Annotated in this window: 17 protein-coding genes and 3 rRNA genes; 7 read left to right on the top strand and 13 right to left on the bottom strand. The window is 64.3% G+C overall.

Annotated elements, in window-relative coordinates; genetic code table 11:
* Positions 1-246: 246 nt before the first annotated feature.
* A complete protein-coding gene (locus OG326_RS08405; protein ID WP_327144034.1) occupies positions 247-1,605 on the bottom strand; it encodes an NCS2 family permease in 1,359 nt (452 codons plus the stop codon).
* Positions 1,606-1,875: 270 nt separating this feature from the next.
* Between OG326_RS08405 and OG326_RS08400 the strand changes: the two genes are divergently transcribed.
* Entirely contained in the window at positions 1,876-3,930 is a 2,055-nt protein-coding gene (locus OG326_RS08400) for an AMP-binding protein (RefSeq protein ID WP_327144033.1), read from the top strand.
* Here OG326_RS08400 and glgP read toward each other — a convergent pair.
* Positions 3,927-6,494, bottom strand: coding sequence for an alpha-glucan family phosphorylase (gene glgP / locus OG326_RS08395; RefSeq protein WP_327144032.1), 2,568 nt, complete (start codon positions 6,492-6,494; stop codon positions 3,927-3,929). The two genes, OG326_RS08400 and glgP, sit on opposite strands and share 4 nt — an antisense overlap.
* Positions 6,495-6,737: 243 nt before the next feature.
* On the opposite strand from glgP, the gene OG326_RS08390 reads away from it, so the two are divergent.
* From OG326_RS08390 to glgB, 3 genes are read left to right on the top strand one after another with little or no spacing between them, the layout of a single operon-like run.
* Positions 6,738-7,388: a PaaI family thioesterase gene (locus OG326_RS08390; RefSeq protein WP_327144031.1), complete on the top strand. Its 651-nt coding sequence runs from the start codon at positions 6,738-6,740 to the stop codon at positions 7,386-7,388.
* Between the two features lie 46 nt (positions 7,389-7,434).
* Positions 7,435-9,435 carry an alpha-1,4-glucan--maltose-1-phosphate maltosyltransferase gene (locus OG326_RS08385; RefSeq protein ID WP_327144030.1) on the top strand — a complete coding sequence of 667 codons (2,001 nt, stop codon included), beginning with the start codon at positions 7,435-7,437 and terminating at the stop codon, positions 9,433-9,435.
* Positions 9,435-11,651, top strand: coding sequence for a 1,4-alpha-glucan branching protein GlgB (gene glgB, locus OG326_RS08380; protein ID WP_327144029.1), 2,217 nt, complete (start codon positions 9,435-9,437; stop codon positions 11,649-11,651). The genes OG326_RS08385 and glgB overlap by 1 nt, the downstream gene beginning before the upstream one ends.
* Here glgB and OG326_RS08375 read toward each other — a convergent pair.
* Positions 11,595-12,215 (bottom strand): TIGR03086 family metal-binding protein, encoded by a 621-nt coding sequence (locus tag OG326_RS08375; RefSeq protein WP_327144028.1) that lies wholly within the window; start codon positions 12,213-12,215, stop codon positions 11,595-11,597. The genes glgB and OG326_RS08375 overlap by 57 nt on opposite strands.
* A gap of 173 nt (positions 12,216-12,388) precedes the next feature.
* Here OG326_RS08375 and OG326_RS08370 point away from each other — a divergent pair, with 173 nt between their 5' ends.
* Complete coding sequence (locus tag OG326_RS08370; protein ID WP_327144027.1) at positions 12,389-12,607, top strand: hypothetical protein; 219 nt, start codon at positions 12,389-12,391, stop codon at positions 12,605-12,607.
* Between the two features lie 111 nt (positions 12,608-12,718).
* Here the strand turns inward: OG326_RS08370 and OG326_RS08365 are convergent, their stop codons facing one another.
* The 3 genes from OG326_RS08365 to OG326_RS08355 form a co-directional block, all read right to left on the bottom strand.
* Entirely contained in the window at positions 12,719-13,567 is an 849-nt protein-coding gene (locus OG326_RS08365; RefSeq protein WP_327146416.1) for a tetratricopeptide repeat protein, read from the bottom strand.
* Positions 13,568-13,622: 55 nt separating this feature from the next.
* Complete coding sequence (locus OG326_RS08360; protein WP_327144026.1) at positions 13,623-13,982, bottom strand: DUF3817 domain-containing protein; 360 nt, start codon at positions 13,980-13,982, stop codon at positions 13,623-13,625.
* A gap of 214 nt (positions 13,983-14,196) precedes the next feature.
* Entirely contained in the window at positions 14,197-15,378 is a 1,182-nt protein-coding gene (locus tag OG326_RS08355; protein WP_327144025.1) for an acetyl-CoA C-acetyltransferase, read from the bottom strand.
* A 113-nt stretch (positions 15,379-15,491) separates the two neighbouring features.
* Between OG326_RS08355 and mce the strand changes: the two genes are divergently transcribed.
* A complete protein-coding gene (gene mce, locus OG326_RS08350; RefSeq protein WP_327144024.1) occupies positions 15,492-15,962 on the top strand; it encodes a methylmalonyl-CoA epimerase in 471 nt (156 codons plus the stop codon).
* A gap of 86 nt (positions 15,963-16,048) precedes the next feature.
* Positions 16,049-17,020: a hypothetical protein gene (locus OG326_RS08345; protein ID WP_327144023.1), complete on the top strand. Its 972-nt coding sequence runs from the start codon at positions 16,049-16,051 to the stop codon at positions 17,018-17,020.
* 138 nt (positions 17,021-17,158) lie between these two features.
* Here the strand turns inward: OG326_RS08345 and OG326_RS08340 are convergent, their stop codons facing one another.
* The 7 genes from OG326_RS08340 to OG326_RS08310 form a co-directional block, all read right to left on the bottom strand.
* Positions 17,159-17,467, bottom strand: coding sequence for an ATP/GTP-binding protein (locus tag OG326_RS08340; protein ID WP_327144022.1), 309 nt, complete (start codon positions 17,465-17,467; stop codon positions 17,159-17,161).
* Between the two features lie 9 nt (positions 17,468-17,476).
* Positions 17,477-18,157, bottom strand: coding sequence for an endonuclease NucS (gene nucS / locus OG326_RS08335; protein WP_327144021.1), 681 nt, complete (start codon positions 18,155-18,157; stop codon positions 17,477-17,479).
* A 26-nt stretch (positions 18,158-18,183) separates the two neighbouring features.
* On the bottom strand, positions 18,184-18,876 hold the full coding sequence (locus OG326_RS08330; protein ID WP_327144020.1) for a rhomboid-like protein: 693 nt from the start codon (positions 18,874-18,876) through the stop codon (positions 18,184-18,186).
* A 122-nt stretch (positions 18,877-18,998) separates the two neighbouring features.
* On the bottom strand, positions 18,999-19,733 hold the full coding sequence (locus OG326_RS08325; protein ID WP_327144019.1) for a rhomboid-like protein: 735 nt from the start codon (positions 19,731-19,733) through the stop codon (positions 18,999-19,001).
* A gap of 230 nt (positions 19,734-19,963) precedes the next feature.
* Positions 19,964-20,080: ribosomal RNA gene (gene rrf, locus OG326_RS08320) — 5S ribosomal RNA — on the bottom strand.
* 142 nt (positions 20,081-20,222) lie between these two features.
* A 23S ribosomal RNA gene (locus OG326_RS08315) occupies positions 20,223-23,341 on the bottom strand.
* Positions 23,342-23,679: 338 nt separating this feature from the next.
* Positions 23,680-25,196: ribosomal RNA gene (locus OG326_RS08310) — 16S ribosomal RNA — on the bottom strand.
* The 16S, 23S and 5S rRNA genes sit together here, the layout of an rRNA operon.
* Positions 25,197-25,361 lie beyond the last annotated feature (165 nt).

The raw sequence follows: 25,361 nt of genomic DNA, 5'->3' as shown, positions 1-25,361 counted from the left end.
AGTATCGGTGTCCCCGCGCCAAGCCCTGCACGCGGCGCGGGGACCATAAACTTCTTATTACAGTGCGTACTTCGCGTTTTACTTCGCGATCAGTGTGATGAGCGCGGCCACCACGCCCAGCAGCACCGCATCCGAGGCCCGGGTGAATCCCTTACGCGCCCAAGGCCGTCCGGCATCCAGCGCGAACCGCCCCGGCCCGGTGAAGGCCAGCGGCGTCAGCAGGCTATGCGGACCATGTGACCCGGACTACTTCGCGAGGAACCAGAAGTAGGAGACGAAGACGATCATCAGGACCCACATCACCGGGTGCACTTCGCGGCCGCGGCGCTTGGCGACCATGACGATCGGATAGAACAGCAGGCCCATGGCGATGCCGTTGGCGATGGAGTAGGTCAGCGGCATCATGATCACGGTGATGAAGGCCGGGACCGCGTATTCCAAACGGCTCCAGTCGATATCGCCGAGGGCGCGGGACATGAGCACGCCGACCACGATGAGCGCCGGGGCCGTCACCGCGGGCACATCCGCGACCACCGCGAAGAGCGGGAAGAAGAACATGGCCAGCAGGAACCAGCCGGCCGTGGAGACCGCGGTCAGACCGGTGCGCCCGCCCGCCGAAACACCGGCCGTGGATTCGACGTACGCGGTGGTGGTGGAGGTGCCGATGATCGCGCCCGCGGCGGTGCCGACCGAATCGGCGGCAAGGGCCTGTCCGGCACGCTCGAGTTTGCCCTCCTCGGTGAGCAGCCCCGCCTGATGGGCCACCCCGATCAAAGTGCCGGAGGCATCGAAGAAGTCGACGAACAGCATGGTGAGCACCACGATGATCATCTGCCCGGTGAACGCGTCGGGCAGATGAATAATGGCCTGGCCGAAGGTCTTGTCGAGTCCGTGCGGCAGCTGGGCGACCGAGTCCGGCAGCCGCACCAGCCCGGTGACAATGCCGAGAACGGTGGTGGAGAGGATGCCGTACAGCACCGCGCCGTGCCAGCCGAGCACCAGGAAGACCACCGTGACCACCAGGCCGAACAACGCCAGCAGCGTAGTGCCGGAATGGAAGTTGCCCAGGTGCACGAAGGTCTTGGGGTTGGCGACCACGATGCCCGCGCTCTTGAGGCCGAGGAAAGCCACGAACATGCCGATGCCGGCGCCGACCGCCAGTTTCATCTGCATGGGGATGGCGTCGATGATCTTCTCGCGCACCTTGGTGATGGCCAGAACGAAGAAGATGAGACCGGAGAGCAGGGTGCCCGAAAGCGCTTCCTGCCACGGGATTCCCATGGTCAGGATGACCGTGTACGCGAAGAAGGCATTGAGGCCCATACCTGGCGCCAGCGCCACCGGATACTTGGCCCAGATGCCCATCACGAGCGTGCCGACCACAGCTGCGACGGCGGTCGCGGTGAACACCGCCTGCGTCGGCATGCCCTTGGCGCCGAGATCGCCGTGGTCGCCGAGAATCGTCGGATTGACGGCCAGTACATAGGACATGGCGAGGAACGTGATCGTTCCGGCCATGAGCTCGCGCTTGACGGTCGACCCGTGATTGCTGATGCCGAAGTACTCGTCGACGCGCCCCTTGGTGCGCGTGAGGACGGTGCTCATGGGTGTCATGTCTCCAGTCGGCCAGGAGGTCAGAAGGGTGCCCCGAGGACCGTACTTGTCCCGTTCGCCGGAACTTCACCCGCCCCGGCGAATCGTGAGCAATCGCACCTGCCTCATGCTTGTTTTTCCAGCCCTACCAGCGCAATTGCTGGGCAAATAAACTTATTACCCACCGGTATTTCGAAAACCTTGCGGTTTACTGTCTCAGACGTTACAAATACGTCATCCGGGGGCGGACGGCAAGTACCGGCAGATGAGAATTGCAAACGTGTGGTTACCGATGTCATCGATGTGATCGCGGAGTTCGCGATCAGTCGCACAGCGATCTGGGATGTGCTCGTGGAGCCACAGTCCTACCCTCGGCTCTTTCGCGGTATCGGTGCGTGCGAACAACGTGATGCCGCCGATGCCAACCCCACCCTGACACTGCGGGTGGGCGGCGCCGGAATCGATATCCGCACCCTGCTGGTGCAGGTGCGCATCGGCCGCGAATACGAGAACCTCGAACTGCACTGCCCGGACTCCGGCAGCTTCGCCGCGGTGCGGCTGCGCGAGGTCGGCGCGAACACCCGGGTGTCGGTCACGTATTTCAAAGCCGCACTGATACATCCGCTGGTGGCGCAGCTGCCCAATTCGGCGGCCGCGGCCTGGACGCAGGCCGGGCTCAAACGGGTCGCCGAACTGGTGGCGGGCGCGCCGACCGCGACGATCATCAATGGCGAAGACTCACCCATGAAGCTGCAGGCGAGCGTCGCCCGGCAGATGGTCGCCTCCGGCGTGGTGCGCACCTATCGGCCCGATGTGGGACTGAAACAGCTTGGCAGCCTGGCCAAATGGGGATTCAGCCTGGCCGGCGGATATGCGGCGGCGGCCGCGCACTCGCCGCAGCGAGCGGCCGTCATCGACGACCGCTACTCCACCACCTTCGACCAATTGCACTCGCGCAGTAACGCATTGGCCGGGGCCATGACCATGCTCGGATTCGGCAACCGGGCCTCGATCGGACTGCTCTGCCGCAATCACACCGGCATGGTCGAATGCATGGTGGCCGCCGGTAAGGCGGGCACGGACGCGGTGCTGCTCAATACCGGTCTGCCCGCACGGCAGATCGAGGAGATCGTGCAGCGGCACGGGTTGTCGGCGCTGTTCGTGGACAGCGAATTCGAGGATCTGGTGCGGTATCTGCCTGCCGATCTGCCGCGCTTCAGCACCGATGAGCGGCCGCCGGAACCCGGGCGCACCACCATCGAGGATCTCATCGCCATGCGCGAGATCGCCGCGAAGAAACCCTCGCGGCCCGGACATCTGATCGTGCTCACCTCCGGGACCAGCGGCACCCCCAAGGGTGCGCGGCGCCCGCATCCCAAGGGCTTCGGTACGGTGGCGGCGCTGCTGTCGCGAATCCCGTTCGGCGTCAACGAAACCCTGCTGATCCCGTCGCCGCTGTTCCACACCTGGGGGCTGGCGGCGCTGCAGATCTCCACCGCGATTCGCGCGACCATCGTGCTCAACGATCGATTCGATGCCGAGGACTGTCTGCGGCGGATCGCCGAGCACAGGGTGACCGCGCTGATCGTGGTGCCCGTGATGGTGAACCGCATTCTCGACCTGCCCGAGCACGTGCGGGCGCGCTACGACCTGTCCAGCCTGAAGATCGTCGCCAGCTGCGGTGCGCCGCTGGCCGGGGCGACCGTACTGCAGTTCCTGGACACCTTCGGCGACATCCTCTACAACGTGTACGGATCCACCGAGGTGTCCTGGGCCAGCATTGCCGATCCGGCGGATCTGCGCCTGTCCCCCACCACCGCGGGCCGTCCGCCGCTGGGCACCAAAATCGCTGTGCTAAGCCAGGATCGAAGCATTCTGCCGGTCGGCGCCACCGGGCGGGTCTTCGTCGGCAATCACATGCTCTTCGACGGGTACACCGATGCCACCCCGCCGGAGGAGTCGAACGGCATGCTCGACACCGGCGATATCGGCTACCTCGACGCCTCCGGGAAGCTGTTCCTGGCGGGCCGGGACGACGAGATGATCATCTCCGGCGGCGAGAACGTCTTCCCGCGGTCGGTCGAGGAGGCGCTCTCGCATCTGCCGCAGGTGAGCGAGGTCGCCGTGGTCGGGGTGCCCGATCGCGAATTCGGCCAGCGCCTGGCGGCTTTCGTGGTCAAGCGGCCCGGTTCCGGATTGGATTCGGAGATGATCCGCAATTACATCCGGCACCGGGTGAGCCGGTTCTCCGTGCCCCGCGATGTGACATTCCTGGACGCGCTGCCCCGCAATGCCACGGGCAAGATCCTGAAACGCACACTGGGACAGGCGCTCTAGGGGCTCGGCGTGGCCACCAGGCCGAACTCCGCCTCGGAGGCCAGCAGCGGGTGGCTGGGCAGGACGCGGATGGTGTAGCCGACCGCGCCGGAGAGCGGAACAGGGGCCTCGACGGTGAAAAGTTCTGCGCCGGAGTCCGTTCCGGCGTAGGTCATGGGGATGTTGTGGATATCGGTGAGGTCGTCGGTCGGTGAGACCCGTCCCAGGACCGCCTGGACGGTGACGTCCGACGGGGTCAGGCCGCCCAGATCGATGCGGGCGCGCAGCGCGAGATTCGCGCCGATGACCGGGATATCGGGCAGCCCCGAGCTGTCCACCTGCACGACTCTGACTGTCGGCCAGGCGGATTCGATCCGGCGGCGGTATTCGGCAAGCTCGCGTGCACCCTTGAAGTCGTCCTGCGCTGCCGCCGCGTACGCCGCGGCGGCGGGCGCGTAGTAGCCGACGGCGTAATCGCGGACCATGCGGGAGGCCAGCACCTGGGGGCCGAGGGTCTGCAGGGTGTGGCGGACCATCTCCATCCAGCGCACGGGCAGATCATCGTGATCGCGATCGTAGAAGCGCGGCAGCACAGCACGTTCCAGCAGTTCGTACAGTGCGGAGGCTTCCAAATCGTCGCGGCGGTGATCGTCGCGCACCCCGTCGGCGGTGGGAATGGCCCAGCCGTTCTCGCCGTCGTACATCTCATCCCACCAGCCGTCCCGGATGGAGAGATTGAGGCCGCCGTTGAGAGCGGACTTCATACCGGAGGTACCGCAGGCCTCGAGCGGCCGCAGCGGATTGTTCAGCCACACATCGCAACCCCAGTACAGGTAGCGGGCCATGGACATGTCGTAGTTGGGCAGGAAGACGATGCGATGGCGCACCTCCGGATCGTCGGCGAACCGCACCACCTGCTGGATGAGCGCCTTGCCGCCGTCGTCGGCCGGATGGGATTTGCCCGCGACCACCAATTGCACCGGGCGCTCCGGATCCAGCAGCAGCGCGCGCAGTCTTTCCGGATCGCGCAGCATCAGGGTCAGCCGCTTGTACGTGGGCACGCGGCGGGCGAAGCCGACCGTCAGCACCTTCGGATCGAAAACCTGGTCTATCCAGCCGAGTTCGGCCGGGGCCGCACCGCGCTCCAGCCAGGAGGCGTGCACGCGGCGGCGCACCTCGTCGACGAGGATGCCGCGCAAATCGTTTCGGGTGGACCACAGTTCGCGCAGATCCACATCGCTGAGCCGCTCCCAGCCGCGCGCCTCCTCCACCAGCTCGTCGCCGATGAGCTCGCGGCCCTTCTCGATCCATTCGCGCGCGGCCCAGGTGGGAGCGTGCACACCGTTGGTCACCGAGCCGATCGGCACCTCCGAGGTGTCGAAGCCGGGCCACAGCGGCGCGAACATGGCGCGGCTGACCTCACCGTGCAGTTTGGATACGCCGTTGGCGCGCTGGGCGAGTCGCAGGCCCAGGTGCGCCATATTGAACACCGAGGGGTCGGCCTCACGGCCCATGGCGAGGATGCGATCCACCGAAACACCCGGCAGCACAGGCGATTCCCGTTCGCCGTGGGCGCCGCCGAAGTAGCGGCGCACCAGGGCGCTCGCGAAGCGGTCGATGCCCGCCGGAACGGGGGTGTGCGTGGTGAAGACGGTCCCGGCGCGCACCGCGGTCAGCGCGGCGTCGAAATCCATTCCGGTGACCATGAATTCGCGAATGCGCTCGATACCGAGGAAGCCCGCGTGGCCCTCGTTCATATGGAACACGTCGGGATCGGGGAGGCCGTGCGCGCGGGTGTAGGCGCGCACCGCCCGCACACCGCCGATGCCGGCGAGGATCTCCTGTTTGATGCGGTGATCCTGATCCCCGCCGTACAGCCGGTCGGTGACCGCGCGCAGCTCCGGATCGTTCTCGGCGATATCGGAATCCAAGAGCAGCAGCGGAATCCGGCCCACCTGCGCGATCCAGACCCGCGCCCGCAGCACCCGCCCCTCGGGCATGGCCACGTGCAGTAGCACCGGCACCCCGCCGTCGGTCAGCAGCCGCAAGGGCAGTCCCTGCGGATCGAGCGCCGGATAGTGCTCGGCCTGCCAGCCGTCGGCGGTCAGCGACTGCCGGAAATAGCCTGAGCGATACAGCAATCCGACACCGATGAGCGGCAGCCCGAGATCGGAGGCGGCCTTGAGATGGTCACCCGCCAGAATCCCGAGCCCGCCCGAATAGTTCGGCAGCACCTCGGTGACGCCGAACTCCATGGAGAAGTACGCGATCCCCTTCGGCCCCTGCTCCTGCTTCTGGAACCAGCGCGGGCGGGCCAGATAGTCACGCAGATCAGCGGCGGCGGCATCAACCCGCCGGGTGTACGCCTCATCCCCGGCCAGCTCGTCCAGCCGCTCGGCCGGCACCTCCCCCAGCATCCGCACCGGATCCCGCCCGACCTCGACCCACAGCGCATGGTCCAGCTCCGCGAACACATCCTGGGTCGGCGCATCCCAGGACCAGCGCAGATTTGTCGCCAGCTCGGTCAGAGCCGACAACCGCTCGGGCAGATGAGCGCGGACGGTGAAACGACGCAGTGCCTTCACTGTGTCTATTTTGCCTCCGCTGCGCTCCGGCGGGTTCGCGGCCCCCTTTGTCTCGTTCTTCCCTCCCTCCGCTCCTCCGCTTCGCTCCCCCGCTCCACTCAGTCCAGAGCCGAGACGGGCCGCGAACTTGGGGTGGGGTTCGGGTGGTGCGAGGCGAGGTGGGGTGGGGGTCGGGTGCGTGGGAATGTGCGTTATACACAGCCCCGGCCGGAGCATCCGGGCGGCAACCGTTAACGTGCTTGTATGAGCGAGCAGCAGGTCGAGGCACTTCCCTCCCAGGAGCATCACGAGGGTGGGTTCCGGCCGATCGCGGAACTTGGCCGCGACAACACCAAGGGTGGGCCGCACTACGGCGAGTTCATCGAGCAGGTGCGCGGGCTGATGGACCGGGTGCGGCTGGCCGATCCGACCGATGAGATCGCGCTCGCGGCCATCGCGGAGCTGAAGGATCTCAATCAGCGGCTCGACGCGGTCATGGGTGACGAGTGGTCGGCGCCCAGCTGGCACCGCACCGACCTGCCCTCGCGCGGCAACATCACGCTGCCCCCGTATCTGGTGGACGAGGTCAGCCGCGACGGCGTGCGCGCGCGAATCACCTTCCGCACCTTCCATCTCGGTGGCAATGGCGCGGCCCACGGCGGGCATGTGGCGCTCGGCTTCGACGATCTGCTGGGTATGACCGCGGCCGTGAACACGCGCGCGGTCACCCGTACCGCCTTCCTGCACGTCGACTACCGGTCCATCACGCCGCTCAACACCGAGCTGCAGTGGCACGGCTGGGTGGAGCGCGTGGAGGGCCGCAAGGTCTTCGTCCGCGCCACCCTGCACGACGGTGATCGGCTCTGCGCCGAGGCGCACGGCCTGTTCCTCATGCTGAAACCGGGCCAGCAGTAGCAGGTCGCGGCGTCGAGGCGGGGCCGCACCCGGTAAGTTCGACCGGGTGACCGGCCGCATCGCCATCGATGACACCGCCCCCGCGATACCCGGCGGCCGGCCGGCCAAGGCCGTCGTCGGTGAGGTGTTCCCGGTCCGGGCGGTGGTGTGGCGCGAAGGGCATGACGCCGTGGCGGCCACGCTCGTGGTGCGGGCGCCGGGGTCCACCCGACCCCAGCGCATTCGCATGGCGCCGGAATATCAGCCCGATGTGTTCAATGCCACCTTCACCCCGGGCAAGCCCGGACTGTGGACCTATCGCATCGAGGGCTGGAGTGATCCGCTCGCGAGCTGGCGGGCCGCGGTGGAGGCGAAACTCGCGGTCGGGCAGAGCGCGATCGATCTGGCCAATGATCTGGAAATCGGTGCGCGACTGCTGGATCGGGCCGCACAGCAGGTCCCCCGCAAGCAGTGGGAGACCCTGCGCGCCGCGGCCGCCGCGCTGCGCAGTGAGGCGCAATTGCCCACCCGGGTCGCGCCCGCCTTCAGCGGTGAGGTGAGCGAGATCCTGCGCGAAACCCCACTGCGCGAACTGGTTACGCAGGGGCGGCAGTATTCCGTGCAGGTGGATCGGCAGCGTTCGCTGTACGGCGCCTGGTACGAGTTCTTTCCGCGTTCGACCGGCGGCTGGGATGCCGCGGGCAAGCCCGTGCACGGCACCTTCGCCACCGCCGCCGAGGATCTGCCGCGCATTGCCGCCATGGGGTTCGACGTGGTGTACCTGCCGCCGATCCATCCGATCGGCAGGGTGAATCGCAAGGGGCCCAACAACTCTCTGACCGCCGGGCCCGAGGATGTGGGCTCACCGTGGGCCATCGGATCCGCCGAGGGCGGCCACGATGCCATTCATCCGGCGCTCGGCAGCACGGCGGACTTCGTCGAATTCGTCGAATCCGCGCGGGAATTGGGCCTGGAGGTGGCGATCGATCTGGCGCTGCAGTGCGCGCCCGACCATCCCTGGGTGGCCGCGCATCCGGAATGGTTCACCACCCTGCCGGACGGCACCATCGCCTTCGCCGAGAACCCGCCCAAGAAGTACCAGGACATCTATCCGGTCAACTTCGACAATGATCCGGACGGGCTGTACGCCGAGGTGCTGCGGGTGGTGCGGCACTGGATCGGGTTGGGCGTCACCATATTCCGCGTCGACAATCCGCACACCAAGCCCGCCGACTTCTGGGAGTGGCTGATCGCGCAGGTGCGCCGGAAGCATCCGGACATCATCTTCCTGTCCGAGGCGTTCACCCGGCCCGCACGGCTGTACGGCCTGGCCCGCCGCGGCTTCACGCAGTCCTACACGTATTTCACCTGGCGCACGCACAAGCACGAGATCGCCGAATTCGGCCTGGAATTGGCGGCCAAGGCCGATGAGGCCCGCCCCAATCTGTTCGTGAATACGCCGGACATCCTGCACGAGAGCCTGCAGCACGGCGGGCCCGGCATGTTCGCCATTCGCGCCGTGCTGGCGGCGACGCTGGGCCCGACCTGGGGCGTGTACTCCGGATTCGAGCTCTACGAGCATCAGGCCGTGCAGCCCGGCAGCGAGGAGTACCTGAACTCCGAGAAGTACGAGCTGCGCCCGCGCCACTTCACCGCGGCCGCCGCGCGCGGAGAATCCTTGGAGCCGTTGATCACCCGGCTCAACGAGATCCGGCGCGCGCATCCGGCACTGCAGCAGTTGCGCTGCATCCACTTCCACCACACCGACAGCGAATCGCTGCTGGCCTTCTCGAAATTCGACCCCACCACCGGTGATGCGGTGCTGATCGTGGTGAACCTCAACCCGTTCGGCCCCGAGCAGGGTCACGTCTCGCTGGATCTGCCCGCCATCGGCCGCGAATGGCATGAGCAGCCGGTGGTGTTCGACGAGATCAGCGGCGAGGAATACCACTGGGGTCAGAGCAATTACGTGCGACTGGACCCCGCGCGGGCGGTCGCGCACATTCTGGTGCTGCCGCCGGTGCCCGCCGCGGCGCGCGCCGGACTCTCCTATCGAAGATCCTTCTGATGCACCGGCGCGATCTGCTGCTGCTCGCCGCGGGCACGCACCCCGATCCGCACACCGTGCTCGGTGCGCACCCGCATCCTGACGGCACCATCCTGCGGGTGCTGCGGCCGCATGCCGAAACGGTGCTCGCGCGCATCGGCGAGCTCGATCAGCCGCTGGAACATATCGGGCACGGGGTTTTCGAAGGCGTGGCGCCGCTGCACGAGCTGTGGGACTACCGGATCGTCACCTCGTATCCGGGCGGGCGCACCGTCATCGATGCCGACGGCTACCGATTCCTGCCCACGCTCGGGGAACTCGACCTGCATCTGCTCGGGGAAGGCCGCCACGAGCGGCTGTGGGATGTGCTCGGCGCGCATCCGCGGCGCTATCCCACCCTCGACGGGGAGGTGACCGGCACCTCGTTCGCGGTGTGGGCGCCGAATGCCCGGGGTGTGGCCGTGATCGGCGATTTCGACGGGTGGAGCGGCAATACCGCGCCCATGCGCCGGCTCGGCGGGTCCGGGGTGTGGGAGGTGTTCCTGCCGGGCATCGGGGCGGGGACCAAGTACAAGTACCGGGTGCACGGATCGGACGGGCGCACCGTCGATCACGCCGATCCCTTCGCTTTCGCGACCGAATTACCGCCTGCCACCGCGTCCGTCGTGACCGAGAGCCACTACAGCTGGGGCGACGAGCAGTGGCTGCGCGCCCGCGACACCGACGATCCGACCCGTAAGCCCATGAGCATCTACGAGGTGCACCTGGGTTCCTGGCGGCCCGGACTCGGCTATCGCGAACTGGCACAGCAGCTCGCCGAATATGTTGCCGCCCAGGGGTTCACGCATATCGAGCTGCTGCCGATCGCCGAACACCCCTTCGGCGGGTCCTGGGGTTATCAGGTCACCTCGTACTACGCGCCCACCGCGCGATTCGGCACTCCCGACGACTTCCGCTGGTTCACCGATCATCTGCACCGCAAGGGCATCGGCGTCCTGCTCGACTGGGTGCCCGCGCACTTCCCGCGCGACGAATGGGCGCTCGCGCGTTTCGACGGCACCGCCCTCTACGAGCACGCCGACCCGCGCCGCGGTGAGCAACTCGACTGGGGCACCTACGTTTTCGACTTCGGGCGGCACGAGGTCCGCAATTTCCTGGTCGCCAATGCCCGGTACTGGATCGAGGAATTCCATATCGACGGGCTGCGGGTCGACGCCGTGGCCTCCATGCTCTACCTCGACTATTCGCGCCCGGACTGGGAGCCGAATATCCACGGCGGTCGCGAGAACCTGGAAGCGGTGGCGTTCCTTCAGGAAATGAATGCCACTGTGCACAAACATCATCCGGGCGTGGTCACCATTGCCGAGGAGTCCACCACCTGGCCCGGCGTCACCCGCCCCACCGAGGTCGGCGGACTCGGCTTCACCATGAAGTGGAATATGGGGTGGATGCACGACACCCTCGGCTATCTGCAGCACGATCCGGTGCACCGCACCTGGCACCACAATGAGATCACCTTCTCGCTCACCTACGCGTGGAGCGAGAACTATGTGCTGCCCATCAGCCATGACGAGGTCGTGCACGGCAAGGGCACGCTGTGGACGCGCATGCCCGGCGACGACTTCACCAAGGCCAGTGGGGTGCGGGCGCTGCTGTCCTACATGTGGGCGCATCCGGGCAAGCAGCTGCTGTTCATGGGACAGGAATTCGGGCAGTTCCGCGAATGGAACCACGATCGCGGGCTGGACTGGCACGAGCTGGAAAACCCACTGCACCAGGGCATTCACACACTGGTCCGCGATCTCAACACACTGTATCGCGCGACGCCCGCGCTCTGGAGCCAGGACACCTCGCCCGGCGGTTACTCCTGGCTCGACGCCGATGACCGCGACAATAATGTGCTGTCGTTCCTGCGCTACGGCGCGGACGGCGCGATGCTGGCCTGCGTCTACAACTTCTCCGGCGCCGAACACCGCGACTATCGCGTCGGGCTGCCGGCCGCCGGACGGTGGCTGGAGGTGCTCAATACCGATGCGATCGCCTACGGCGGCAATGGAATAGGCAATCTGGGCGCGGTCGCCGCGACCGCCGAACCGTGGCACGGCCGCCCGGCCTCCGCGCTGGTCACGCTGCCGCCGAGCAGCGCGCTGTGGCTCGTCCCCGCGGACAAGCCCGCCGAATCAGTGCGGCCAGTGCGGCGAACGGCCCAGGAGCGCGAGCACCTGCTCGAGCCCTGAACCCTCGAACGGGACGATCGGCGCGAACGGCGAATTCGGCGCGAGCCGGATATCGCCGTCCGGAACCCCCTGCGCCACTACGAGAGCCGCCGCCAGCACGTCCTCGTCGAACTCGACCGGCAGATCCAGCGCGCGGGCGACATCCCAGGAGTGCACGACGTAGTCGACGAAGTGGAAGCTGATCGACAGGGGTGCGGGCAGCACCGTGCCGTCCCGCACCTCCGGAAGCGGAAAGCCCTGCTCCAGCACCCCGTCGGCGGCGAAAGCGTCCAGCACCTGTTCGGCCGCGGCACGATACTCGGCGATCGGATCATCACCCAGGGGCTGCGGCTTCCACAGCGCGATATCGTCCTCGCCGCGCGCTGCGGCGGCGAAGCCGTAATGCTGAACGATCATGTGCTCCAGCAGATCCCGCAGCGCCCAGCCGGCGCAGGGGGTCGGAGCGTCCAGGTCCGCGGCGGTCAGCCGGGACACCACGTCGATGCTGGTGCGCACCGCGCGTGCGTCGAGGGACACCAGTTCGGGTCCCGCTGCGAGAAGTTCGGTGTATGTTGATGAGATCATACGCACGAGCTTACTAATTTTGTATCGGCTCCGCCAGGGGCATTCGTTACAGAAATCCGGGCCCCCAATGCCTCGGCCCCGAACACTTCCGTCTGCCGAAAGTTGTTGCGCTGTAGTCGACTCGAGGGGCGGCCGCATCGCACAAGTATCTCTGTGAATAGGAATGGATCTGCATGAAGAAGCTCGGTATCGCCCTGTTCGTCAGCGCCGCCGTCGCCGGTGTCATCGGCGCCGGAGCGGGTCTGGCCACCGCTGACGACCACGTCTCCGCTCAGCCCGTCGTCGCGGTCGGCGAGCCGGATCCGTCCGGCACCGGCTCGTCCTCGGCCCTCACCGATCTGGTGAAGCTGCTGACCAGCGGTAGCGCGGGCACCACCGCACCCGCGAAGTAGCGCGGCGGTTCCCCGCACTCCGACTGCGGGGAGCCTGCGCTGTTCGAAAACGACTGCGCCCCTTCCGCATTGCGGAAGGGGCGCAGTTGTCGGTGGATATGTGCGGCGATCTCAGTACAGGGCTGCGGCCAGCTTGCGGCGCGCGGCCATCACGATCGGCTCGGCCGGATCGAAGAGTTCGAACAGCTCCAGCAGATGGGTGCGGACCCGCGTGCGGTCATCGCCCGCGGTGCGCTTGACCTGGCCGATGAGGCGGTCGAACGCGGCCTGCGGCTCCTGATTGAACATTTCCAGATCGGCGGCCGCGAGGGCGGCGTCCAGATCGCTCGGATCGGCGTCCGCCTTGGCGATGCCCGCCGGATCGAGATTCTGCACCCGGGAGATGAACTGGACCTGGCGCAGCGCGGCCTTGGCCTCGCCATTGGCCGGCTCGGCATTGAGAATCGCCTTGTACGCGGCCTCGGCGGTATCGAAATCGCCGCGCTCCAAAGCTTCTTCGGCCGCCACGAAACGCGGATCCTCGGGCACCTCGGGCTCGCCTTCGCCCTCGCCGACGCCCGGGAGCTTGCCGCGCACCGCGTCCAGAACCGCCGCCAGCCACTGCCGGACCTGCGCCTCGGGCTGATTACCGGTGAAATCGGCGAGCGGCTGACCGGCCGCCACCGCGATCACCGTCGGAATGCCCTGTACGCCGAAGGCCTGTGCGATACGCATATTCGCCTCGGCCTCGATGGTGGCCAGCTCCCAGTCGCCGGACTCGCCGACCAACTGCTCCAGCAGGCTCACCAATTCGATACTGCCCGGGCTGCGCTGCGAATACAGTGCCACCACCACCGGAACCTCAGCGGAGCGGCGCAGTACCTTGGCCTCGAAATCGGCCTCGGAAACAGCATGGCCGCCTGCGGGCGCGTCGGTCACCGGCGGCTGCTTCAGGCTGGACAGGTCCACCGCGCCGGACATTGCGGCAGCGGCGGCAGAGGGGCGTCGTGCGGGTCGAGTCACGACATCCAGTCTGTCACGAACGGGCCGCGGCAGGTGCCGCAGCCTCACTCAATTCGCCGAGTTGACCGGTGCGGATGGCCCACCGCTCGAAGAAGTAGCTGGAGAACGGAACCACCGCGGACAGCAGCGCCAGACCCGTGGTCTTGCCCGCCCACTCGAACTCACGCGAGGCGAGCAGGCAGTGAATGGCGTACAGGATGAACACGATGCCGTGCAGCATGCCGAAAACCATCACGGGCCAGGTGATCGGCTCCGGCAGACGCTTCAGGACCGAACCGGTCAGCAGCAGGACCCAGGTGAAGGCTTCCAGAATGCCGAGGAATCGAACCCGCTTCGCGAGGGTGCTCAGATCGAAGATATCCACGGCACCCATTGTGCAGGATGACTACGACCGCCCGTAGTGGAGATGGGTCACACACCCTCCGGGCGTGAGGGGAGATTGCGGGGGGTTCCCCCCGCAGACCCCCAAGTCAAGGGGCGAGCGAGGGAAGGCTCCCCCGAAGTAGGGGTGCAGGGAAGCCGCACACCCTTCCCCGACCGCTTAGGAGCCGCACACCCTTCCGCGACCGCTTAGGAACAGCCGGTGCTCAGGGCACGCGGATGATCAGCGCGTCGCCCTGACCGCCGCCGCCGCAGAGGGCGGCTGCGCCGATGCCGCCGCCGCGGCGCTTCAGTTCCAGAGCCAGGTGCAGGACGATGCGGGCGCCGGACATGCCGAGGGGGTGGCCGATGGCGATGGCGCCGCCGTTGACATTGACCTTTTCCGGGTCCAGGCCGAGCTTGCGGGTGGAGGCGACGCCGACGGCGGCGAAGGCCTCGTTGATTTCGACGAGGTCCAGGTCGGTCGGCGAAATGCCTTCGCGCGCACAGGCCTTCGCGATCGCGTTGGCGGGTTGGTCCTGCAGGGTGGAGTCCGGTCCGGCGACCACGCCGGCCGCGCCGATCTCGGCGATCCAGGACAGACCCAGCGACTCGGCCTTCTCCTTGCTCATGACGACCACGGCGGCCGCGCCGTCGGAGATGGGCGAGGCGGAACCGGCGGTGATGGTGCCGTCCTTGCGGAAGGCCGGGCGCAGCTTGCTCAGCGACTCCACGGTGGTGTCGGCGCGAATGCCCTCATCGGTGGCGAACTGGATCGGATCGCCCTTGCGCTGCGGGATGGCGACCGGCACGACCTCGTCGTCGAAGAGGCCGTTCTTCCACGCGGCGGCGGCACGCTGGTGCGAAGCGGCCGCGAAGGCGTCCTGCTCTGCCCGGGTGACGGTTTCGGTGTCGTTCTGCTGCTCGGTGAGCAGGCCCATGGCCTGGTCGGTGAAAACGTCGTGCAGGCCGTCGTAGGCCATATGGTCGCGCAGGGTGACATCGCCGTACTTGAAGCCCTCGCGGCTCTTCTCCAGCATGTGCGGCGCGCGGGTCATGGATTCCTGGCCGCCGGCCACCACGATCTCGTACTCACCGGCGCGAATCAGCTGATCCGCCAGGGCGATCGCATTGATGCCGGACAGGCACACCTTGTTGACGGTCAGCGCCGGGACATCCATCGGAATCCCGGCGGCCGCTGCGGCCTGCCGGGCCGGGATCTGACCGGCGCCCGCGGTCAGAACCTGGCCCATGATCACGTAATCGACCTGCTCAGGGGCGACCCCACCCTTCTCCAGGGCGGCCTTGATGGCGATACCGCCGAGATCGGAGCCGCTGAAATCCTTCAGCGAACCGAGCAGCTTCCCCATCGGGGTGCGCGCGCCGGAGACGATGACGGTGGTGGTCACGATGTGCCTCGCTTACGTCGGATGTCGTGGCTCCGCCAACCATCGGAGCCCTACTCAAAGGTAACCCGACCGACCCGGGCGGCCTTCCCCAGGTGCGCGCTACCGTTCGAGGTGTGAGTAGCACCGAGAACACCGAATTCCTCCCCGCCGAATACATCACCGCCGTCGATCACGTCGGCATCGCGGTTCCGGATCTCGATACGGCCGTCGCCTGGTATCGGGAGAATCTCGGGATGGTGGAGACACATCGCGAGATCAATGCCGCCCAGGGTGTGCACGAGGCGATGCTGTCCTACGCGGCCGCGCCCGCGGGATCCGTTGCCCTGCAGTTGCTGGCACCGCTCAACGAGGACTCCACGATCGCCAAGTTCATCGACCGAAACGGTCCTGGCCTGCAGCAGCTCGCCTACCGAGTCACCGATATCGAGGCTGTCTCCACGTATCTGCGTTCACGGGGCTTGCGTTTGCTGTACGAGGCTCCGCGCCCTGGCACAGCCAATTCCCGCATCAACTTCATCCACCCGAAGGATGCTGGCGGTGTGCTGGTCGAACTCGTCGAACCGGCAGCGAAAACTACCCACTAGTACCGAGATCAGCGACCCTAAAGAGGCTGTAACAACATTCGCGGTCGGGTCACCATCAGTGGTCGACAGGCTGTAGTTTGTGTGCCATGTCGTCCACTGAGCCCGATCGTAATCGCTTCGTTGCACTGCCCTTTACCGTCGTGCGGAAGGGCTATGACCGTGACGAGGTGCGTAACTACTTCGACCGTTTCGACGCCGAGCTAAGGGTCACCGCAACCGACCGCGATGCCGCCGCTGCTCAGGCCCGCAACCTGGCGGCCCAGCTGGAGGACGCCCGCGACGAGATCGACGAGCTCCGTAAGGAGGTCGACCGCCTCTCCGTGCCGCCGACCACCGCGGAAGGCATGTCGGACCGTATCTCTCGCATGCTGCGCCTGGCTTCCGACGAGGCTTCCGAGGTGCGCGCGCAGGCCCAGGCCGAGGCCGCCGAGATGATCTCGATCGCCGAGCAGCAGGCGACCGAGATGCGCGGTAAGTACGAATCGCTCCTCTCCGAGACCAAGGAGAAGCGCGAGGCGCTCGAGATCGAGTTCGAGCAGACCCTCGCCAACGCCCGCTCCGAAGCCAACAAGATCGTCGAGGCCGCCAACGCCGAAGCCGATCGCCTCACCAAGGAGTCCGAGGCCAAGCGCAAGGCCGCGCAGCAGGACTTCGAGGTCACCATGGCCGAGCGCCGCACCAAGCTCACCCGCGCCATGGAGGAGCTCGAGGCCACCTCGCGCGCCGAGGCCGCCCAGCGCATCAAGGACGCCACGGACGAGGCCAACCGCCTCATCTCCTCGGCGACCAACACCGCCGATCGGAAGATCGCGCACGCCAAGGAACTTGCCGAGGAGATGCGCGTCCTGCGTGGTCGTGTCCTCGCGCAGCTGCTCGGCATTCGCGGCCAGCTCGACTCCGTCCCGGCCATGCTCGCCGCCGTCAACCGTGAGAGCGAACTGCTCGACGGCGCCCCCGAGCAGCGCTCGCTGAACAAGGGCAGCCGCAAGGCCATCTCCGACTCCCGTGAAGACGACATCGTCGACGAAGAGCGCGAGAACGCCGACATCTCCGGCTAATACCCATACCGGGCGACACCCGTAAACCTGAAGGCCGCTCCCGACTGGGGGCGGCCTTCCTAATGCCCTCATCGGCCCGTACACCGCCGGAAGCGTTGTCCACGTACCGAATTCCGGGTCCGGACCGCTCCCGGGCCGTCAGGACCAGCGGCGGGTGATGCCCCGGGTGTGGCGGCCCTTCCAGCAACCGGTGTGCCAGTGCCGGCGGTCGTCCTCGCCGCCGTAGGCGGGCCACGCGACGATATGGGCTACGCCGGGCGGGATTTCGTGGTCGCAGCCGGGGCAGCGGTAGATCTTGGTGGCCCGATTGCCGGGGATGGTGCGGACCATATAGGTCTCGTCGCCGGCGGGACCGTCCTCCGTGCGGCCGAAGACATCACCCAGGGGACGCCGGTCCCCGTGGGACCGCGCCTGGGAATCCTTGGGGCGGGGTTTCCGGCGGGGCATGCTTCAACCCTAGAACAGCCGGAATTCGTCGCTCTCGGTGCCGCGTAGCGCGTTGTAGTCCAGTGTCAGACACCGGATCCCACGGTCGTTGGCGAGCGTCTTGGCTTGCGGCTTGATCTGCTGGGCCGCGAAGACGCCGGCGACCGGGGCGAGCAGCGGATCACGGTTCAGCAGTTCCAGATACCGGGTCAGCTGCTCGACGCCGTCGATATCACCGCGGCGCTTGATCTCCACCGCGACCGTCGAACCGTCGGCATCGCGGCACAGGATGTCCACCGGGCCGATGGCGGTCATGTACTCGCGGCGAATGAGCGAGTATCCGGCGCCGAGGGTGTGAATGTGTTCGGCCAGCAACTCCTGCAGATGCGCCTCGACGCCGTCCTTGATCAGTCCCGGATCCACGCCGAGCTCATGCTTGGAATCGAGCTCGATATCCTCGACGGTGATGCGCAGCTCTTCGCCGGCCTTATTGGTCACCACCCAAAGCTGCTGCGCCGCATCCGTTTCCGAGACGCGCTCCTCCATCCAGCAGGGCGGGCTCATCCAGTTCAGCGGTTTGTAGGAACCGCCGTCGGAGTGCACCAGCACCGAGCCGTCCGCCTTCATCAGGAGCAGGCGGCGAGCCATCGGGAGGTGGGCGGTCAGACGGCCAACGTAATCGACCTGGCATCGAGCAATCACAAGGCGCACCCAAGCACTCTAGGGGACGCCCCGGGTCACGCCGACATGAAGGTGCCCGCAAGCAAACCCGCGCAGGACAGCAGGACCAGGTCCAGCGCCGTCGGCCGGTGCCGCATCGATACACCGCGATTGATCATCACCACACCGATCGCCAGACCGATGCAGTACGACACCAGATGCCCCACATTCGTGAAGGTCTCGCCACCGACCACGCCTTCCACCGCGATCGCCAGCCACACCGTGGCCCACACGACCTGGAACTTCTCCGGGACAAGCGCGACCAGCGAGCCGAAGAGCGCCATGGCGCCGTAGCTGATGCCGACATCCTCCGCGAAATCGACGCTCGCCGGCAGCCAGTGCTGTGACACCGCGACCCAAAGACCAACGGCCACCACCAAAGTCGCGCCGATATGGCCGGTCAGGAAGATGCGCACGGTATGCAGTGCGCCCAGGCGCAATTCCACCAGTGCCAGCAGGCAGGCGAACAGCGGGACGCTCGTCAACGCCGAATCCGTATCGCCTATGACGAAGGCGCTGGAGAACAGCGTTCCCACATGGCCGTTCAGCAGATTGTGCAGATTGGTACTGGACTGTGCGATCACCCGCTCCGCATCGGACTCGTTGTCTGCGGCCAGCACCATGGTGATGACAACAAGCAGGAAGACATATCCGACAGTCACCGGCAGCCAACGGCGTGATGCTCGTTCGGCCATATAAATCTCGACCATGAGCATCTCCCTCAATCCGAAACCGCGGCTTACGCTCCGCGGCTTCCATCTTCGGGGCTAATGGTCCCAGCGCTGTGTTCTGGTTTCGTTAAATCGCTGTGAGCTGCAGCGAACAGTAGAGATCAACCGACAAGCACGACATAGCCGAGCACCGAGGCAGCAACGAGCAAACCCGCCTCCCACCCGTGCAGCCGGCGCAGCTCGGATCGGCCAGAACGCACCAGCCAGTACCCGGCCGCCAGACCGATCGACACCGCCACCAGGTGACCGACATTCGTGAAAGTGCGGCCCATGATCACACCGGTCACCGCGACCATCAGCCAGACGATCGCCCACGTCGGCACCCAGCGCGCCGGCACCACGGCGATGAAGGATCCGATCAACGCGATGGCGCCGTAGCTGACACCGACATCCGCGACCTGGGTGATATCGAAGGGCAGCCAGTTCGCCGCGACCGCCACCCACAGGCCCGCGGCCACCAGAAGCGTCGCACCGATATGGCCGGCGAAGAAGATCCACAGCAGCCGGACCGCACCGAAGCGCTTCTCGGCGAGCACCAGCAGACAGATCAGTAGCGGGATGATGACCACCGCGGCATTCCAGCCGTCGCCGATCACCAGCGCACTGGACAGCAGGGTCCCGAACCGGCCGCGCCACAGATTGTGCAGATTCGTGCTGGCATGCAGCACCACCCGGTTCTGCGTCGCCTCACTGAGTACGGAGAGCATGATCGTCACCGAAACCAGTACGGCCGCATAGCTGTAAGTCACCGGTAGGAACAGGCGACGCCAGCGCGAACGCGGTAGCTCGACCGAATCGAGCGACAGCTCAGCGTCCGGAGCGGACATCAGCACCATGCGTCTACCTTCCTTACGACTCCACTCCATGATCCACGGAACCCCTCTGCGCTGCCTAGCAGTTGCTCGAGAAGATTCTGTGAACAGGACCGGATAAACGCCGAATGCCCCGATCCGGGCAGTTCAAACAGGCAGATATGACAAAACCCCTCCAGCGAATGCCGAAGGGGCGCAAGGGTACAGAAACGACAAAACCCCCTGACCGAAGTCAGGGGGTTTCGCGAATGATGTTCCGGCGGTGTCCTACTCTCCCACACCCTGTCGAGTGCAGTACCATCGGCGCAGGTGGCCTTAGCTTCCGGGTTCGGAATGGGACCGGGCGTTTCCCCACCGCTATAGCCGCCGTAACTCTATGAAACTGTCACCGATCCCGCGTTCCGCGGGAAGAAGAGGAGTTCGAGGGCGAATCCCTCGAGCACCCAAGTCTTCCTTGGGAACGGTGATCTGTGTGTTGTTTCAGATACCGCACAGTGGACGCGTAGCTTCTTTGTTGGTAAGTCCTCGGCCTATTAGTACAGGTCACCTGCACCCGTTACCGGGCTTCCAGTTCCTGCCTATCAACCCAATGGTCTGTTGGGGGCCTTAACCTATCAAGTAGGTGAGAAACCTCATCTTGGAACAGGCTTCCCGCTTAGATGCTTTCAGCGGTTATCCCTTCCGAACGTAGCAAACCAGCCGTGCCCTTGGCAGGACAACTGGCACACCAGAGGTTCGTCCGTCCCGGTCCTCTCGTACTAGGGACAGCCTTCCTCAAGTTTCTGACGCGCGCGGCGGATAGAGACCGAACTGTCTCACGACGTTCTAAACCCAGCTCGCGTGCCGCTTTAATGGGCGAACAGCCCAACCCTTGGGACCTACTCCAGCCCCAGGATGCGACGAGCCGACATCGAGGTGCCAAACCATCCCGTCGATATGGACTCTTGGGGAAGATCAGCCTGTTATCCCCGGGGTACCTTTTATCCGTTGAGCGACACCGCTTCCACTTGCCGGTGCCGGATCACTAGTCCCGACTTTCGTCCCTGCTCGACCTGTCGGTCTCACAGTCAAGCTCCCTTGTGCACTTGCACTCGACACCTGATTGCCAACCAGGCTGAGGGAACCTTTGGGCGCCTCCGTTACATTTTGGGAGGCAACCGCCCCAGTTAAACTACCCACCAGGCACTGTCCCTGAACCAGATCATGGTCCGAGGTTAGAAGTCCAATACGATCAGAGTGGTATTTCAACGATGACTCCACGAACACTGGCGTGCCCGCTTCACAGTCTCCCACCTATCCTACACAAACCGTACCGAACACCAATACCAAGCTATAGTGAAGGTCCCGGGGTCTTTTCGTCCTGCCGCGCGTAACGAGCATCTTTACTCGTAATGCAATTTCGCCGAGTCTGTGGTTGAGACAGCTGAGAAGTCGTTACGCCATTCGTGCAGGTCGGAACTTACCCGACAAGGAATTTCGCTACCTTAGGATGGTTATAGTTACCACCGCCGTTTACCGGGGCTTAAATTCTCAGCTTCGCCCCAAAGGGCTAACCGGTCCTCTTAACCTTCCGGCACCGGGCAGGCGTCAGTCCGTATACATCGTCTTACGACTTCGCACGGACCTGTGTTTTTAGTAAACAGTCGCTTCTCACTGGTCTCTGCGACCTCACCCAGCTCCCGGAGCAAGTCCGTTCACCAGACAAGGCCCTCCTTCTCCCGAAGTTACGGAGGTATTTTGCCGAGTTCCTTAACCACAGTTATCTCGATCGCCTTAGTATTCTCTACCTGACCACCTGTGTCGGTTTGGGGTACGGGCCATGTACCAGCTCGCTAGAGGCTTTTCTCGGCAGCATAGGATCACTGAATTCGCCTCAATCGGCTACGCATCACCTCTCAGGCTATATGTTGTGCGGATTTGCCTACACAACGCCCTACAGGCTTACACCCGGACAACCATTACCGGGCCCAGCTACCTTCCTGCGTCACCCCATCGCTTGACTACTACCAGCAGGGTCCTGTGCAGCCATTCCCCCTCGCACCCGAAGGTGAGATAAGGAAACTTTTGGACAGTTAGCACACTAGATTCGCCATTGGGCGCGGATACACGGGTACGGGAATATCAACCCGTTGTCCATCGACTACGCCTGTCGGCCTCGCCTTAGGTCCCGACTCACCCTGGGCGGATTAACCTGGCCCAGGAACCCTTGGTCATTCGGCGGACGAGTTTCTCACTCGTCTTTCGCTACTCATGCCTGCATTCTCACTCGCATGGCCTCCACGGCTGGATCACTCCGCCGCTTCCCTGGCCATACGACGCTCCCCTACCCATCCAGACTCCTGGCCCGAAGGCGGGATAATGTCTGAATGCCGCGGCTTCGGCGGTGTACTTGAGCCCCGCTACATTGTCGGCGCAGGATCACTTGACCAGTGAGCTATTACGCACTCTTTCAAGGGTGGCTGCTTCTAAGCCAACCTCCTGGTTGTCTTCGCGACCCCACATCCTTTTCCACTTAGTACACGCTTAGGGGCCTTAGCCGGCGATCTGGGCTGTTTCCCTCTCGACTACGAAGCTTATCCCCCGCAGTCTCACTGCCACGCTCTCACACACCGGCATTCGGAGTTTGGCTGACTTCGGTAAGCTTGTGGGCCCCCTAGGCCATCCAGTAGCTCTACCTCCGGTGTGAAACACGTGACGCTGCACCTAAATGCATTTCGGGGAGAACCAGCTATCACGGAGTTTGATTGGCCTTTCACCCCTACCCACAACTCATCCCCTCAGTTTTCAACCTAAGTGGGTTCGGGCCTCCACGACGTCTTACCGTCGCTTCACCCTGGCCATGGGTAGATCACTCCGCTTCGGGTCCATAGTGTGCGACTAGAGTTCGCCCTATTCGGACTCGCTTTCGCTACGGCTACCCCACACGGGTTAACCTCGCCACACACCGATGACTCGCAGGCTCATTCTTCAAAAGGCACGCCATCACCCCACGAACAAGTTCGAAGGCTCTGACGGATTGTAAGCGCACGGTTTCAGGTACTATTTCACTCCCCTCCCGGGGTACTTTTCACCTTTCCCTCACGGTACTAGTCCGCTATCGGTCACCAGGTAGTATTCAGGCTTATCGGGTGGTCCCGACAGATTCACAGCAGATTTCACGGGCCCGCTGCTACTCGGGTGCCTACTACAACAGAGAACACGTTTTCGTCTACCGGACTCTCACCGTCTACGGTTGGCCGTCCCAGACCAATTCGACTAACGCATTCTTTTCTGACTGTTGCCCATCACGGCAGTGATGAGAAAGTAGGTCCCACAACCCCAAGAACGCAACGCCTGCCGGCTATCACACGCTCCTGGTTTAGCCTCTTCCGCTTTCGCTCGCCACTACTCACGGAATCACTGTTGTTTTCTCTTCCTGTGGGTACTGAGATGTTTCACTTCCCCACGTTCCCTCCACACGCCCTATATATTCAGGCGCGGGTAACACGACATCACTCGTGCTGGGTTTCCCCATTCGGACATCCTCGGATCTCAGCTCGGTTGACAGCTCCCCGAGGCTTATCGCAGCCTCCTACGTCCTTCATCGGCTCCTGGTGCCAAGGCATCCACCGTACGCTCTTACACACTTACTAACAAAGATGCTCGCGTCCACTGTGCAGTTCTCAAACAACACACGAGAAAGACAACCTGTACTCGGCACCAGACCGAAACCTTGTGAGTTCCGCGGTATGACCGAAGGGTCAATCTCGTCGTTATCTTGCCTGGAAAGAAAGACTCGCGTCTATTCTTTCAGGACCCAACAGTGTGTCGATATATTCACCACGATTTCGGACTGAGCCGAAACCATGTGCGATGAAGCTTGTCAGTGTTCCACCCATGAGCGTCCGCAGTCCCACATATGGGGACTAAACGGTCTCTGACGCATTCTCGTCCGACTTTTCGGAGAGCGTTGCGTAGATGTGCTCCTTAGAAAGGAGGTGATCCAGCCGCACCTTCCGGTACGGCTACCTTGTTACGACTTCGTCCCAATCGCCAATCCCACCTTCGACGGCTCCCTCCACAAGGGTTAGGCCACCGGCTTCGGGTGTTACCGACTTTCATGACGTGACGGGCGGTGTGTACAAGGCCCGGGAACGTATTCACCGCAGCGTTGCTGATCTGCGATTACTAGCGACTCCAACTTCACGGGGTCGAGTTGCAGACCCCGATCCGAACTGAGACCGGCTTTAAGGGATTCGCTCCACCTCGCGGTATCGCAGCCCTCTGTACCGGCCATTGTAGCATGTGTGAAGCCCTGGACATAAGGGGCATGATGACTTGACGTCGTCCCCACCTTCCTCCGAGTTGACCCCGGCAGTCTCTCACGAGTCCCCGCCATTACGCGCTGGCAACATAAGATAAGGGTTGCGCTCGTTGCGGGACTTAACCCAACATCTCACGACACGAGCTGACGACAGCCATGCACCACCTGTACACCGACCACAAGGGGGGCCGTATCTCTACGGCTTTCCGGTGTATGTCAAACCCAGGTAAGGTTCTTCGCGTTGCATCGAATTAATCCACATGCTCCGCCGCTTGTGCGGGCCCCCGTCAATTCCTTTGAGTTTTAGCCTTGCGGCCGTACTCCCCAGGCGGGGTACTTAATGCGTTAGCTACGGCACGGATCCCGTGGAAGGAAACCCACACCTAGTACCCACCGTTTACGGCATGGACTACCAGGGTATCTAATCCTGTTTGCTACCCATGCTTTCGCTTCTCAGCGTCAGTTACTTCCCAGAGACCCGCCTTCGCCACCGGTGTTCCTCCTGATATCTGCGCATTTCACCGCTACACCAGGAATTCCAGTCTCCCCTGAAGTACTCTAGTCTGCCCGTATCCCCTGCAAGCTTAAGGTTGAGCCCCAAGTTTTCACAGAAGACGTGACAGACCGCCTACAAGCTCTTTACGCCCAGTAATTCCGGACAACGCTCGCACCCTACGTATTACCGCGGCTGCTGGCACGTAGTTGGCCGGTGCTTCTTCTACAGGTACCGTCACTTGCGCTTCGTCCCTGTCAAAAGGGGTTTACAACCCGAAGGCCGTCATCCCCCACGCGGCGTCGCTGCATCAGGCTTTCGCCCATTGTGCAATATTCCCCACTGCTGCCTCCCGTAGGAGTCTGGGCCGTGTCTCAGTCCCAGTGTGGCCGGTCACCCTCTCAGGTCGGCTACCCGTCGTCGCCTTGGTGGGCCGTTACCCCACCAACAAGCTGATAGGCCGCGGGCCCATCTCGCACCGATAAATCTTTCCACCTTCGAACATGCATCCGAAAGTCATATCCGGTATTAGACCCAGTTTCCCAGGCTTATCCCAGAGTGCGAGGCAGATCACCCACGTGTTACTCACCCGTTCGCCGCTCGTGTACCCCGAAGGGCCTTACCGCTCGACTTGCATGTGTTAAGCACGCCGCTAGCGTTCGTCCTGAGCCAGGATCAAACTCTCCGTTGAAGACTCTCAACTCCATCCTTACGGATGCAATCGGAAGAATTAACCAGAGTCCGAAAACCATGGCAAAACAAAACGCCAGCAAAAAAGTATTTGCTGACTAAATGTCCGACCTCTCAACCGGGGGGTATGAGAAGCCGGAACCAATAATAATATTGGCACTGACAT

Source organism: Nocardia sp. NBC_01327, from assembly GCF_035958815.1.
Taxonomy (GTDB): Bacteria; Actinomycetota; Actinomycetes; order Mycobacteriales; family Mycobacteriaceae; genus Nocardia.
The sequence above is the reverse complement of the archived record's forward strand: the minus strand, read 5'-3'. Positions and strand labels throughout refer to the sequence as shown.

Bases quoted from the DNA above. Each gene is read 5' to 3' on its own strand.
- OG326_RS08390 (WP_327144031.1), top strand. From the start codon at position 6,738: ATGAGCGAGCAGCAGGTCGAGGCACTTCCCTCCCAGGAGCATCACGAG.
- OG326_RS08340 (WP_327144022.1), bottom strand. From the start codon at position 17,467: ATGCCCCGCCGGAAACCCCGCCCCAAGGATTCCCAGGCGCGGTCCCAC.
- OG326_RS08345 (WP_327144023.1), top strand. From the start codon at position 16,049: ATGTCGTCCACTGAGCCCGATCGTAATCGCTTCGTTGCACTGCCCTTT.
- OG326_RS08360 (WP_327144026.1), bottom strand. From the start codon at position 13,982: ATGGGTGCCGTGGATATCTTCGATCTGAGCACCCTCGCGAAGCGGGTT.
- OG326_RS08330 (WP_327144020.1), bottom strand. From the start codon at position 18,876: ATGGTCGAGATTTATATGGCCGAACGAGCATCACGCCGTTGGCTGCCG.
- OG326_RS08370 (WP_327144027.1), top strand. From the start codon at position 12,389: ATGAAGAAGCTCGGTATCGCCCTGTTCGTCAGCGCCGCCGTCGCCGGT.
- OG326_RS08365 (WP_327146416.1), bottom strand. From the start codon at position 13,567: ATGTCCGGCGCGGTGGACCTGTCCAGCCTGAAGCAGCCGCCGGTGACC.
- OG326_RS08325 (WP_327144019.1), bottom strand. From the start codon at position 19,733: ATGGTGCTGATGTCCGCTCCGGACGCTGAGCTGTCGCTCGATTCGGTC.
- OG326_RS08375 (WP_327144028.1), bottom strand. From the start codon at position 12,215: ATGATCTCATCAACATACACCGAACTTCTCGCAGCGGGACCCGAACTG.
- OG326_RS08405 (WP_327144034.1), bottom strand. From the start codon at position 1,605: ATGAGCACCGTCCTCACGCGCACCAAGGGGCGCGTCGACGAGTACTTC.
- glgB (WP_327144029.1), top strand. From the start codon at position 9,435: ATGCACCGGCGCGATCTGCTGCTGCTCGCCGCGGGCACGCACCCCGAT.